This is a genomic window from Burkholderia sp. WAC0059 (genome assembly GCF_002870125.1).
Classification (GTDB): Bacteria; Pseudomonadota; Gammaproteobacteria; order Burkholderiales; family Burkholderiaceae; genus Paraburkholderia.
The window spans coordinates 1-14,897 of record NZ_PNEO01000028.1 but is presented as its reverse complement, the minus strand read 5'-3'; the positions used below and the strand labels follow the sequence as shown (position 1 = coordinate 14,897).

Annotated in this window: 3 protein-coding genes; all 3 read left to right on the top strand. The window is 70.9% G+C overall.

Annotated features, from left to right (window positions below; all coding sequences use genetic code 11):
- Window positions 1-379 precede the first annotated feature (379 nt).
- Window positions 380-1,765 carry a GntT/GntP/DsdX family permease gene (locus CY652_RS21780; protein WP_102132798.1) on the top strand — a complete coding sequence of 462 codons (1,386 nt, stop codon included), beginning with the start codon at window positions 380-382 and terminating at the stop codon, window positions 1,763-1,765.
- Between the two features lie 125 nt (window positions 1,766-1,890).
- Entirely contained in the window at window positions 1,891-3,417 is a 1,527-nt protein-coding gene (locus CY652_RS21775; protein WP_146010181.1) for a hypothetical protein, read from the top strand.
- A gap of 716 nt (window positions 3,418-4,133) precedes the next feature.
- A partial coding sequence (locus CY652_RS21770) for an AIDA repeat-containing protein (protein WP_146010180.1) occupies window positions 4,134-14,897 on the top strand: 10,764 nt, incomplete at its 3' end.

Here is a 14,897-nt window from a genome sequence, read left to right as displayed (position 1 = left end):
GGCCGGTCCGCTGCGGGGCCGCATCGCCAGCCCGCGCGGGGCGCGGCTCTGCGCCTGGCCGGCCGGCATCCGCCGCCCGCCGCGCGGTCCGCGATCCCGATTATCCGGCGCCGTCGTGCAGATATCGCCCGCCGTTTCCGGCCCATGTCGCTAAAATGCTGGCTGCCTGCCCGGCCCCGGCCGCAGGGACGCAACGAAACGGCCCGCCCACCCGGCGGTCGAGACGCCCCGCCTCCCTCGCGCGCGTCCCGATCATCGCACGCAACGGGGGGCACGACGGCCGACACAACGACGAGAACACGGAACGCCCGCGCCTTGCCCGCGCGGGCCCGTCGACCCGCAACCGCACCCGTTACAGGATTCGCCACCAGGAAACTTCATGCATCTGCCTTCGACCCTCGCGCCGTGGTCCTTTCACGACACGCGCCTCATTCTCTCGTGCCTGCTCGGTCTTGCCGTCATCATCGCCTTCATCAGCGTCCTGAAGCTCGCCCCGTTCCTGTCGATCCTCGTCGGCACGTTCGCCGCGGGCGCGGCGGCGGGCCTGCCGCTCGGCTCGATCGCGGGGGCCTTCAGCAAGGGCGCGGGCGGCCTGCTCGGCAACGTGGGCCTCATCATCGCGCTCGGCGCCATGCTCGGCGCGCTGATGGCCGAATCAGGCGCGGCCGAACGGCTCGTCTCGACGCTGCTCGGCTATTCGAGCCCGCGCATGCTGCCGTGGGCCATGACGCTCGGCGCCGTCATCATCGGCCTGCCGCTCTTCTTCGAAGTCGGGCTCGTGATGATGGTGCCGATCATCTTCGTCATGGCCAGGCGCTCGGGCCAGCCGCTCCTGCGCATCGCCATTCCCGCGCTCGGCGGGATGACGACGCTGCACGCGCTGCTGCCGCCGCACCCGGGTCCGCTCATCGCCGTCAGCGCGCTGCACGCCGACCTCGGCCTGACCATGCTGCTCGGCCTCGTCGTCGCGATTCCCGCCGTGGTGCTGGCCGGCCCGCTCTACGGCATCTGGCTCGCGCCGCGCATCAAGCTCGGCGCGCAGCACGAGCTCGGCCAGATGTACACCGAACAGCAGCCGGCGCAGAACGAGGACGCGCTGCCGTCGTTCCGGCTCGCGCTCTTCACCATCCTGCTGCCGGCCATCCTGATGCTCGGCCGCACCGTCGCCACGCTGCTGCTCGCACACGACACGTTCCTTTACGGCACGCTCGAATTCCTCGGCGAGCCGATCGTCGCGCTCGGCCTCACGGTGCTGTTCGCGATCCTGACGCTGGGCTGGGGCCAGGGCATGGCGCGCGAGCGCGTGAGCGGCATCCTGCGCAAGAGCCTGCCGCCCATCGCCGTGCTGCTGCTCACGATCGGCGCGGGCGGCGGCCTCGAGCAGACGCTCGTCGTGGCCGGCATCAGCAACACCGTCAGCAAGATCGCGAGCGGCGCCCACATGCCGCTCATCCTGCTGGCCTGGCTCATCGCCGTCGCGCTGCGCCAGGCGACGGGCTCGGCCACGGTCGCCACGACGACGACGGCCGGCATCGTCGCGCCCGTCGTCGTGGGCCTGAGCGCGACCCACAACTCGCTGATGGCGCTCGCCATCGGCGCGGGTTCGGTGTTCTTCTGCCACGTGAACGACGCGGGCTTCTGGATGGTGCGCGAGTACTTCGGCCTCGAACTCAAGCAGACCGTGATGGTGTGGTCGGTCCTGCAAACCATCGTGTCGGTCGTCGGGCTCGTGCTCACGCTCGCGCTCTGGAGCGTGCTGAGTTGAATTGACGCGAGGGCGGGGCGGACTCCCGCAAGCCCCGCCCCGCATACGCTTCGCGTCAATGGCCGGAACTTCGCGCGCGAAGCGGCGGCCTCGGGCCAGGAAGCCAACAATAGGCTATCCCGTCCGTGTCCGTGCCGACCGCGATGTCCTCGTTCCCGAATTTTCTCCCCGCATCCCGCAACGTCGAGACGGAGCCGCTCCGTCCGAACGATCCGGCAGCCCCGCAACAGCCGGGCGCTCCGTCCAAATCGGGCGCGCAGGCGCGCAAGCCCGCCGCGCGGGGCCAGGCGGCAGGCCTGCTGGCCAGGCTCGCCGCCGTCCCCCGCAACGACCTCGCGCAGACCGCCTGGCGCACCGGCCGGTCGCTGGTCGGCCAGTTCAGCACGGCGGCCAGCATCAGCGTCTTTGCCTCGCGCACACGGACGGAAGCCGCCGCACCCGTCAAAACTGCCGAAGCGCGGCCCCTGCTGACGCAGTCGAAGGCCCCCGCCTGGCGTCTCGATCCGCCCGATGCGCCGCAGTTGAGCCTGACCGGCAGGCAGATCGGCTGGGAAGGCGTCGAGTCGGTCGCCAAAATGCTCAGCGTCAACCACGCGCTGAAGTCGCTCGACCTGAGCCAGAACAGCCTCGACACCCATGGCGTCCAGTACCTCGGGGAAGGGCTCGCGCAAAACAGGGGGCTTGAGCGGCTCGATCTCGCCACGAACAACCTCGACGCGCAAAACGCGAGGTATCTGGCACAGGGCCTCCAGAAGCAGGCCGAGCCCACGCTGACGTGGCTGCGGCTCGACCACAACTACCTGCGCGACAAGGGCACGGCCGCGATCGCCGCGCTGCTGCCCGATTACCCGACACTCCGCTCGCTCTCGCTGAGGAGCACCAGGACCGGCGACGAGGGCGCGATCGCGATCGCCCATGCGCTCGAGCCGACCGCGAACAGCGACGAACGGATCGATGCGAGCGAACTTCAGCACCTCGACCTGAGCGAGAACCTGATCGGCGACGAAGGCGCGGAGGCGCTGGCCCAGGCACTCGTACTGAGCCGTGTCGAGACGCTCGACCTGAGCGGCAACCGGATCGGCGAGGACGGCGTGGAAGCGCTGGCCCGGGCCCTCGTGTCGGGCCACATCAAGACGCTCGACCTGAGCGGCAACAAAGTCGGCGTTGCCGGCGCGCTCGCGCTCGCCATCGCGCTCGGCAGCCGCGACAACCCGCCCGAAGCGCGTGCGTCCGCCAGCGGGAACGCCCCCGGACACGACGCGTTCGCGGCGCCGGCGACCGGAGCCGACACCGCGCCCTGTGCTCTCGAAACGCTCACGCTTGCCCACGCCGACATCGGGCCGTGGGGTGCGATGCACCTCGGCGAGGCGCTCACGGAGAATACCCGGCTCAAACGGCTCGATCTGCGCGAAAACGGTATCGGCACGCCCGGCGCCAAGTTCTTCGCGAAATACGTCAAGGGCAACGCGTCCCTCGAAGTGCTTCAGCTCTCGGACAACAAGATCGGCGACGACGCCGTGCCCACGCTCGCCGAAGCGCTGTCGAGCATGACGTCGCTCAGGGAGGTCGACCTGAGCGGCAACCGCTTCAGTGACGAAAACGTGGAAAAGCTCTTCGAAGCCTGCGGGCACATTCCCAACGTCTACCTCTGAGCAACCCCAGAGCCGACGTCCGAAAAACCGCCTCAAAAAAAAGCGCTGGCCAGAGAGCACGCCGACGGGCAGCGCCACGAGCGACTCGCGCCATCGCAAAAAATCCGCGCGGCGGCAAGCGCCGCTTTTCCATCTGCTTTAAAAAAATCCGCCTTTCGTCATAAAAACGATTCAAAGGTCTTATTCGATTCGATGTAAACGATTTGGGAATCGTTTCCAATCCGATTTCCAATTTCTGAATACAACCTCATGTTTTCTATTTTCGCCACCCTCGCGCAAAACCCCGCCTCATGGGGCTCTGCGGCCATCCAGCCGATTTTCCTCGCGCTCGCTTCATTCCAAACCCCGTCAAATCTCGACTTGACAAAAATTGACCTCAATTCTTATGTGCGGCTCTCAAGTTGTGTTTTTTTCGGGCCGATATGCAGGTTGGACGTAATGGGGTGATAGCCGATGCATGGATTCGCCCGGCACGACACGACGCATCCGGAGAGCGCCTGGAATTCCACCAGATGGAATGCAGGCAGACAGGCAACGCACGATCGGGGGGCGCCAGGTCCGCGCAATAAATAGTCATACGAACGTTTAGACCATTCCGGACTGAACGAAATCGCGGACGACTCGTCGTCCGACCTTGGCGGCAGGCGAAAAGCATACGTGAGCAGGACAACGACCCATAGCGCGACGACCCATATCGGTCGGCCCGGAAGAGGCCGATGAAGCCGCTCGCCCGTCGCCGCAAATATGGCACTCGCGTATTCGGCCGCCGCCGCTGGCGTATGCCGCGGCTGCTCGCGTGGATATTGAGCGGATTCGTCACCACCGCGCTCTCGCTGCCGCCCCAGCTCGTCCACGCCCAGACCGTCGGCTCGGGCGTGACGTCGAGCGGGCTCGTCACGTCGAGCGGGCAAGTGCTCACCATCCTCGGCACCACGTCGAACGGGGTGATCTCCGGCGGCACCATGATCGTTTCGAGCGGCGGCACGGCGGTCAGTACGACCATCTCCCCGGTGGGCGGCAACATCCTCGTCTACAGCGGCGCCACCACGACCGACACCCGGATCGCCACGAGCGGCGTGGAAACGGTGTACGGCGGCGGCTCGAGCTACGACACCGTCGACAGCGGCTCGTACGGCTCGCAGTCCGTCTGGGGCGGCACGGCCGTCAGCTCGCTCATCGAGAGCGGCGGCTGGCAGTACATCGCGTTCGGCTCCGCGCTCGGCACGGTGCTAAGCAACGGCGGCTCCCAGTCCATCCACGACAGCGGTTCCACCATCGGCTACGCCGCCGACACGCTCGTCTACGGAGGAGGCTACCAGGACGTCTACAGCGGGGAATCGGTCGACACGATCCTCTACAGCGGCGGCTCGCAGACCGTCCTGTCCGGCACGGCAAGCGGCACGCAGATCAGCAGCGGCGGTTCGGAAAGAATAACGGGGACAGGCCAGACCGTCGGCACGGTGGTCAGCGGCGGCGGCGTCATGACGGTGACGGACGGTACGGCGTCGGATACGACGATCCTCTCCCTGGGCCAGGAAACCATTTCCGGCGGCACGGACAGCGACGCGACGATCGAAGGCATCTCGGCCGTGCAGAACGTGTCGTCGGGCGGCACGGCGAACGGCGCAACCGTCAGCAGCGGCGGCGCGCAGATCGTGCGCACCGGCGCCCTCGCCTCCGGCACGACCGTCTCGGCCGGCGGCAGCCTGAACGTCTGGGGCGGCACGACGAGCAGCGCGTCTCTGGGCGGCGGGACCGAATATCTCGACAGCGGCAGCGCCGTCGGCACGCAGGTCGACAACGGCGGCAATCTATACGTCGGCGGGAACGCGGACAATTTCGCCGGCACGCTGGGCGGAACGGCGTCGGCCTCGGACACGACGGTCGACAGCGGCGGCACGGAGACGGTCGGCTCGGGCGGCGAGTCGATCGGCGCGCAGCTCGCCAGCGGAGGTTCGGAGACGGTGCAGTCCGGCGGCGTGGACAGCGGCGCGACGATCTCGGGCGGCAGCCAGACGATCGGCTCGGGCGGCAGCGCGACGAGCACGATGATCGAGGCGGGCGGCTCGCAAACGGTCAGCGCTGGCGGCACCGCGATCGGCGCGACCACGAAGGGAAACGGCAAGCAATGGGTGCTCGGGGGCGTGGCCTCGGGCACGACCGTGTCCTCGGGCGGCTGGCAAATAGCCGAGTCGGTCGGGCGCGCCGTCGACGCGATCGTGCTCTCGGGCGGCCTGCAGCTCGCCGGCAGTGGCGGCACGGTGAGCGGCACCCAGATCAGCAGCGGCGGCACGGAAGAACTGGCCGAATCGGGCAGCGGCTACGACGAAACGGTATTCGCAGGCGGCTTGCTGTCGATTTCCTCGGGCGGCATCGACAGCGGCGCGACGCTCTCGGGCGGCAGCCAGACGATCAGCGCGGGCGGCAGCGCGGGCGGCACGACCGTCAGCAGCGGCGGCCTGCAATCGGTCTCGTCGGGCGGCGCGGCCTCGGGCACGATCGTCGATGCGGACGGTTCCCAGACGGTGAACGCCAGCGGCAACGCGACGAGCGCGACCGTGAACGACGGCGGCGCGCAGACGGTGCTGGCCGGCGGCACGGCGAGCGGCACGCAGATCGAGAGCGGCGGCACCGAAAACCTCGCGGGCACCGGCTACGGCGAAACGGTGTTCGCGGGCGGCTCGCAGACCATCGCCGCCGGCGGCACGGACAGCGGCGCGACGCTCTCGGGCGGCAACCAGACAGTCAGCTCGGGCGGCACGGCCAGCGGCACGACGATCGATAGCGGCGGCATGCAGACGGTCTCGGCGAGCGGCACGGCCGACGGCACGACGATCGGCGACAGCGGCACGCAGACGGTTTCGGCGGGCGGCACGGCCTCGGGCACGACCGTCGACAGCGGCGGCACGCAGGCGATCTCGGCCGGCGGCACGGCCTCGGGCACGACGGTCGACAGCGGCGGCACGCAGGCGCTGTACGGCAGCAACACCATAAGCAACACGACCATCGACAGCGGCGGCACGCAAAGCGTCAACTCGGGCGCGACGATGAGCGGCCAACTGCTGAGCGGCGGCGGCACGCAGATCGTGACCGCGAGCGGCACGGCAATCGACACGACCGTCGAGGACGGCGGCCGTCAGACGGTGAGTTCGGGCGGCCTCGCGTCGGGCACGCAGGTGAGCTCGGGCGGCCAGGAGAACGTGTCGGGCAACGGCGAGGCCGAAACCGTGCACATGGGCGGCTCGCAGACGGTCTATGCCGGCGGCGCGGACAGCGGCGCGATACTTTCCGGCGGCCAGCAGACGGTGAGCTCGGGCGGCGTGGCCGACGGCGCCCAGTTGGAGGGAGCCGGCAGTCTCCAGACGATATACGGATCGGCCAGCAGCACGACGATCGACAGCGGCGGCACCCAGGCGGTGAGTTCGGGCGGCGTGGCCGAAAGCACGCTGATTTCGGGAGGCGGCAAGCAGGAGGTGACTGGATCGGCCGGCGGCACGCTGATCGACAGCGGCGGCACCCAGGACGTGCTGACGAGCGGCACCGCAAGCGGCACGCAGGTCTCGGGCGGCGGCACCCAAGACGTGCTCGGTACGGCAAGCGGAACGATCGTCAGCGCCGGCGGCACGCAGCTCCTGGACACCGACGGCACGGCAGTCAGCGCGACGGTCCTTTCGGGCGGCCGGCAAATCGTGTCCTCGGGCGGTACGGACAGCGGCTCGACGCTTTCCGGCGGCAGCCAGACGATCGATTCGGGCGGCCACGCCGACGGCACGGTCGTCGATGCCGGCGGTTCGCAGACGGTCAGTGCCGGCGGCAGCGCGACGAGCGCGACCGTAAACGACGGCGGCACGCAGACGGTGCTGGCCAGCGGCACCGCAAGCGGCACGCAGATCGAAAGCGGCGGCACCGAAAACCTCGCGGGTTCCGGCTACGGCGAAACGGTCTTCACGGGCGGCTCGCAGACCATCGAGGCGGGCGGCATCGACACGAGCGCGACGCTTTCCGGCGGCAGCCAGACGATCGATGCCGGCGGCAACGCGACGAGCACGACGGTCGGCAGCGGCGGCCTGGAAACCGTGTCGTCGGGCGGCGTGGCCTCGGGCGCGACGGTCGATGCCGACGGCACGCAGACGGTCGATGCACGCGGCGTCGCGAGCGGCACGCAGGTCGAGAGCGGCGGCACCGAAAATCTCGCGGGTTCCGGCTACGGCGAAACGGTCCTCACGGGCGGCTCGCAGACCATCGAGGCGGGCGGCGTGGACAGCGGCGCGCTGGTTTCGGGCGGCCTCGAAGTGGTCGGCTCGGGCGGCAGCGCGATCAGCACGACCGTGAACGACAACGGCACGCAGGACGTGCAGGCTGGCGGGGTCGTCAGCAATACGGTCGTGGGCAGTAGCGGAACGGAAAACCTCTACGGTTCCGGCTACGGCGAGACGGTCAACAATTTCGGCTACCTCGCGGTGTACTCGGGCGGCGTGGACAGCGGCGCGACGCTCAACTACGGCGGCAACGAACTCGTGAGCGCGGGCGGCATCGCCGACGATACCCGGATCAACAGCGGCGGCTTCCAGATCCTGTATGGGTCCGCCAGCGGCACGGTGATCAGCAACGGGGGCCTGCAATGGGTGCCCACAGGCGGAATTGCCGAGGACACGCAGGTATCGGACGGCGGCGTGCAGGACGTGCTGAGCGGCCAGAGCGTGAACACGCAGATATCGGGCAGCAGCAGCACGCAGTTGGTGGAAGCCGGCACGGCGAGCGCGACGACAGTCGGCTCGGGCGGGACGCAGATCGTCTATTACCGGGGCACGGCATCCGGCACGACGGTGCTGTCGGGCGGCCAGCAGATTCTGAGTTCCGGCGGCACGGACAGCGGCGCGACGCTCTCGGGCGGCAGCCAGACGATCAGCGCGAGCGGGACGGCCGACGGCACGATCGTGAGCGCCGGCGGCTCGCAGACGGTGCTCGCGGGCGGCACGGCGAGCGGCACGCAGGTTTCGGGCGGCGGAATCGAGAGTCTGGCGGGTTCGGGCTACGGCGAGACGGTGCTGGCGGGCGGTTCGCAGACGGTCGAAGCCGGTGGCATCGACAGCGGCGCGACGCTCTCGGGCGGCAGCCAGACGATCAGCTCGGGCGGCAGCGCGGTCGACACGGCCGTCAGCAGCGGCGGCATGCAGTCGGTGGCGTCGGGCGGCGCGGCCTCGGGCACGACCGTCGATGCCGGCGGTTCGCAGACGGTCAGTGCCAGCGGCAGCGCGACGAGCGCGACCGTGAACGACGGCGGCACGCAGACGGTGCTGGCGGGCGGCATCGAAAGCGGCACGCAGGTCGAGAGCGGCGGCACGGAAAACCTCGCGGGTTCGGGCGCCGGCGAGACGGTGTTCGCCGGCGGCTCGCAGACGGTCGCTTCGGGCGGCATCGACACCGGCGCGACGCTCTCGGGCGGCTCGCAGACGATCAGCTCCGGCGGCACGGCCTCGGATACGACCATCGATTCGGCCGGTTCGCAGACGGTCAGCGCGGGCGGCAGCGCGGACGGCGCGACGCTCTCCGGCGGCTGGCAGACGGTGTCCTCGGGCGGCGTCGCCTCGGGCACGACCGTCGACGCGCTCGGCATCCAGAACGTCGACTCGGGAGGGGTGGCCTCCTCGAGCACGATCGCCTACGGCGGCTGGCAGTCCGTCAGCTCGGGCGCGATCGCCGACGGCACGATAGCGAACAGCGGGGGCACTCAGGCTGTGGCCTCGGGCGGCACGGCACGGGACACGACGCTAAGCGGCGGCACCCAGGGGGTGCTCGCCGGCGGCACGGCGAGCGGCACGCAGGTCGAGAGCGGCGGCGAGGAAGCGGTGGCCGGTTCCGGCTATGGCGAAACGGTCTACGCGGGCGGTACGCAATTGATCGACTCGGGCGGCGTGGACAGCGGCGCGACGCTTTCCGGCGGCTCGCAGACCGTCAGGGCCGGCGGCCTGGCATCGGCTACGACCGTCGACTCGGGCGGCTCGCAGACGATCGATTCGGGCGGCCGCGCGACGAGCGCGACCGTCGATTGGGACGGCACGCAGACGGTGTCCTCGGGCGGCGTCGCCTCGGGCACGACCGTCGATTCGGGCGGTGGCCAATTCGTCGATTCGGGCGGCGTGGCTTCGGGCACGGTCGCCTCCGGTCTCCAGGAAGTGACGGCCGGCAGCGCGGTCGGCACGGTGGTGGACAGCGGCGGCACCCAGTTGGTGGACTCGGGCGGCACGGCCCGGGACACGACGGTGGCGAGCGGCGGCGTCCAGGACGTGGTGTTGTCCGGCAGCACGGCGAGCGGCACGCAGGTGGCGAGCGGCGGCGAGGAAGTCCTGGCCGATTCCGGTTCCGGCTACGGCGAAACGGTCGAGACGGGCGGTACGCAGTTGATCGGCTCCGGCGGCATCGACAGCGGCGCGACGCTCTCCGGCGGTTCGCAGACGATCCTCGCGGGCGGCGCGGCCTCCGGAACGACCGTCGACGCGGGCGGTTCGCAGACGATCAGCTCAGGCGGCCGCGCGACGAGCGCGACGGTCGATGCAGGCGGTACGCAGTCGGTGTCTTCGGGCGGCGTGGCCGTGGACACGACGGTCAACGACAGTGGTACGCAGGCGCTGTACGGCGGGGGCATCGCGAGCGGCACGATCATCAACAGCGGCGGCACGCAGAGCATCAACTCGGGCGCAGTCGCGAGCGGCTCGGTGCTAAGCGGCGGGGGCAACCAGGACGTGGGCTCGGGCGGCAGCGCCGTCGCAACACAGGTGGACAGCGGCAGCGAGCAGGCGGTGCTGTCAGGCGGCGTGGCCTCGGGCACGGACGTGAACGCGGGCGGCTCGCAGACGGTGAGCGCGGGCGGCAGCGCCACGGACGCAACGGTGAGCGGCGGGGGCGTGCAGACGGTCTTGGCCGGCGGGGTCGCCAGCGGCACGACAGTCGACAGCGGCGGCACGGAAGACCTGGCGGGCTCCGGCTACGGCGGAACGGTCGCGGCCGGCGGCTCGCAGACGATTGCCTCGGGCGGCATGGACAGCGGCACAACGCTCGACGGCGGCAGCCAGACGGTCGATGCCGGCGGCAGCGCGACGGGTGCGACGGTCGACAACGGCGGCGTGCAGACGGTCTCGGCCGGCGGGGTCGCCAGCGGCACGACAGTCGACAGCGGCGGCACGGAAGACCTGGCGGGCTCCGGCTACGGCGAGACGGTGCTGGCGGGCGGTTCGCAGACGGTCGAAGCCGGTGGCCTCGACAGCGGCGCGACGCTCTCCGGCGGCAGCCAGACGATCAGCGCGGGCGGCAGCGCGGTCGACACGACCGTCAGCAGCGGCGGCACGCAATCGGTCTCGTCGGGCGGCGCGGCCTCGGGCACGACCGTCGATGCCGGCGGTTCGCAGACGGTCAGTGTCAGTGGCAGCGCGACGAGCGCGACCGTGAACGACGGCGGCACGCAGACGGTGCTGACGGGCGGCATCGAAAGCGGCACGCAGGTCGAGAGCGGAGGGACGGAAAACCTCGCGGGTTCGGGCGCTGGCGAGACGGTGTTCGCCGGCGGTTCGCAGACGGTCGAGTCAGGCGGCACGGACAGCGGCGCGATGCTTTCGGGCGGCTGGCAGACGGTCAGCTCGGGCGCGAAGGCCGACGGCACGCAGGTGGACAGCGGCGGCGGCCAGGTGGTGGAGGCCGGCGGCACGGTCAGCGGCACGCAGGTGAGTAGCGGCGGCGTGGAGGCGCTGTCGGGCAGCGGCTTCGGCGAGACGATCGACGCAGGCGGTTCGCAAACGGTCTATGCCGGCGGTACGGATAGCCGCGCCACGCTTTCGGGCGGCAGCCAGACGATCGAGGCCGGCGGCAGCGCGACGAGCACGACGGTGAGCGGCGGCGTGCAGTCGGTGTCGTCGGGCGGCGCGGCGCTGGACACGACCGTCGATGCCGGCGGCTCGCAGACGATCGACGCGAAAGGCAATGCGGCGAGCACGACCGTGAACGACGGCGGCACGCAGGCGGTGCTCGCGGGCGGCACGGTCAGCGGTACGCAGGTTTCGAGCGGCGGGACGGAGAATCTGGCGGGTTCCGGCTTCGGCGAGGCGATCTCGTCGGGCGGCAGCCAGACCATTGCCTCGGGCGGCGTGGACAGCGGCGCGACGCTCGACGGCGGCAGCCAGACCGTCGACACGGGCGGCAGCGCGACGGGCACGACCGTGAACGATGGCGGTACGCAGACGATCGATGCGGGCGGCACGGCCGACGACGCAACCGTGAGCAGCGGCGGCACGCAGTCGGTGGCGGCCGGCGGCACGGTGAGCGGCACGACCGTCGGGAGCAGCGGCACGGAAACGCTCGCGGGCGACGGCTACGACGAGACGGTCTCGGCCGGCGGCACACAGATAGTCGAAGCGGGCGGCGTGGACAGCGGCGCACTGCTCGACGGCGGCAGCCAGACGATCAGCGCGGGCGGCAGCGCGACCAGCACGACGGTGAGCGGCGGCGTGCAGTCGGTGGCTTCGGGCGGCGTGGCATCGGACACGACCGTCGATGCGGGCGGCACGCAGACGGTCGGCACGGGCGGTACAGCCGCCGGCACGACGATCGGCAGTGGCGGCACGGAGGACCTGGCGGGCTCCGGCGACGACGAGACGGTGTTGTCCGGCGGTTCGCAGACGATTGACGCGGGCGGCGTGGACAGCGGCGCGACGCTCGACGGCGGCAGCCAGACGATCGGGGCAGGCGGTAGCGCGACCAGCACGACGGTGAATGCGGGCGGCACCCAGTCGGTGTCCTCGGGCGGCGTGGCCTCGGACACGACGGTGAACGACAGCGGCACGCAGGCGCTGTACGGCGGGGGCATCGCGAGCGGCACGATCATCAACAGCGGCGGCACGCAGAGCATCAACTCGGGCGCAGTCGCGAGCGGCTCGGTGCTAAGCGGCGGGGGCAACCAGGACGTGGGCTCGGGCGGCAGCGCCGTCGCAACACAGGTGGACAGCGGCAGCGAACAGGCGGTGCTGTCAGGCGGCGTGGCCTCGGGCACGGACGTGAACGCGGGTGGCTTGCAGACGGTGAGCGCGGGCGGCAGTGCGACGGACACAACGGTGGATAGCGGCGGTACGGAAATCCTCGCGGGCACGGGCGACGGCGGCACCGTGCTCGCCGGTGGTTCGCAGACGATCGGGTCGGGCGGTGTCGCCAGCGGCACGACGCTTTCCGGGGGCACGCAGACCGTCGCCGACGGGGGCACGGCTTCGGGCACGCAGATCGACGGCGGTTCGCAGACGGTCAGCACAGGCGGCAGCGTGACCGGTACGACGGTGAACGCAGGCGGCACGCAAATGGTGGACGCGGGCGGTGTGGCGAGCGGCACGATCATCGACAGCGGCGGCACGGAAGACCTCGCGGGTCGGGGTTACGGCGAGACGGTCTCGGCCGGTGGGTCACAGACGATCGCCGCTGGCGGCGTGGACAGCGGCGCGACGCTCGATGGTGGCAGTCAGACGGTCGCTGCCGGTGGCAGCGCGACGGGTGCGACGGTTGCCAGCGGCGGCACGCAAATGGTGGACGCGGGCGGCGTGGCGAGCGGCACGATCATCGACAGCGGCGGCACGGAAGACCTGGCGGGTTCGGGCTACGGCGAGACGATCTCGGCCGGTGGGTCACAGACGATTGCCGCTGGCGGCGTGGACAGCGGCGCGACGCTCGATGGCGGCAGCCAGACGGTCGACGCGGGCGGCAACGCAACGGGTGCGACGGTTGCCAGCGGCGGCGTGCAGTCGGTGGATGCGGGCGGCGTGGCGAGCGGCACGATCATCGACAGCGGCGGCACGGAAGACCTGGCGGGTACAGGCTACGGCGAGACGATCTCGTCGGGCGGTTCGCAGACGATTGCGTCCGGCGGCGTGGACAGCGGCGCAACGCTCGATGGCGGTAGCCAGACGGTCGCTGCCGGTGGCAGCGCAACGAGCGTGACGGTTGCCAGCGGCGGCGTGCAGTCGGTGGATGCGGGCGGGGTCGCGAGCGGCACGATCATCGACAGTGGCGGTACGGAAGACCTGGCAGGTCGGGGTTACGGCGAGACGGTCTCGGCCGGTGGGTCACAGACGATTGCCGCTGGCGGGGTGGACAGCGGCGCGACGCTCGATGGCGGCAGTCAGACGGTCGCTGCCGGTGGCAGCGCGACGGGTGCGACGGTTGCCAGCGGGGGCGTGCAGACGGTGGATGCGGGCGGGGTCGCCAGCAGCACGATCATCGACAGTGGCGGCACGGAAGACCTGGCGGGTTCGGGCTACGGCGAGACGATCTCGGCGGGCGGCTCGCAGACGATTGCTTCCGGCGGCGTGGACAGCGGCGCGACGCTCGACGGCGGCAGCCAGACGGTCGACGCGGGCGGCCAAGCAACGAGCGCGATGGTGGACAACGGCGGCGTGCAGACCGTTGCAGCCGGCGGTGTCGCCAGCGGCACGATCATCGGCAGTGGCGGCACGGAAGACCTCGCGGGTACAGGCTACGGCGAAACGGTCTCGGCGGGCGGCTCGCAGACGATTGCGTCCGGCGGCGTGGACAGCGGCGCGACGCTCGACGGCGGCAGCCAGACGGTGGCCTCCGGCGGTACGGCTTCGGACACGGCTGTCGATGCGGGCGGTTCGCAGACCGTGAACGCCGGGGGCAGCGCGAGCAGCGCGACAGTGAACCGCGGCGGCGTGCAGACAGTGTCGTCAGGCGGCGTGACCTCGGATACGACGGTGAGCAGCGGGGGCACGGAAGACCTGGCGGGTACGGGCTACGACGAAACGGTGCTCGCGGGCGGCTCGCAGACGATTGACGCGGGCGGCACGGACAGCGGCGCGACGCTCGACGGCGGCAGCCAGACGGTCGATGCGGGCGGCAGCGCGACCAGCACGACCGTGAGCAGCGGCGGCATGCAGACGGTGGCGTCGGGTGGCGCGGCTTCGGGCACGGACGTGAACGCGGGCGGTACGCAGACGGTCAGCGCGGGCGGTAGCGCAGCGAACACGACGGTGAGCAGCGGCGGCACCGAAGACCTCGCCGGTTCGGGCCATGGCGAGACCGTGCTGTCCGGCGGCTCGCAGACGATTACCGGCAAGGACAGCGGCGCGACGCTCGACGGCGGCAGCCAGACGGTCGATGCAGGCGGCAGCGCGACCGGCACGACGGTGAACGCGGGCGGCACCCAGTCGGTGTCCTCGGGCGGGGTGGCCTCGGACACGACGGTGAACGACAGCGGCACACAGGCGCTGTACGGCGGGGGCACGGCGAGCGGCACGGTCATCAACAGCGGCGGCACGCAGAGCATCAATTCCGGGGCGGTTGCGAGCGGCTCGGTGCTGAGCGGCGGCGGCAACCAGGATGTCGGTTCGGGCGGCAGCGCCGTCGCGACGCAGGTGGACAGCGGCGGCCAGCAGGCGGTGCTGTCAGGCGGCGTGGCCTCGGGCACGGACGTGAACGCGGGCGGCACA

Excerpts from the sequence above, each read along its gene's own strand:
- CY652_RS21780 (WP_102132798.1), top strand. The coding sequence starts at position 380 with ATGCATCTGCCTTCGACCCTCGCGCCGTGGTCCTTTCACGACACGCGC.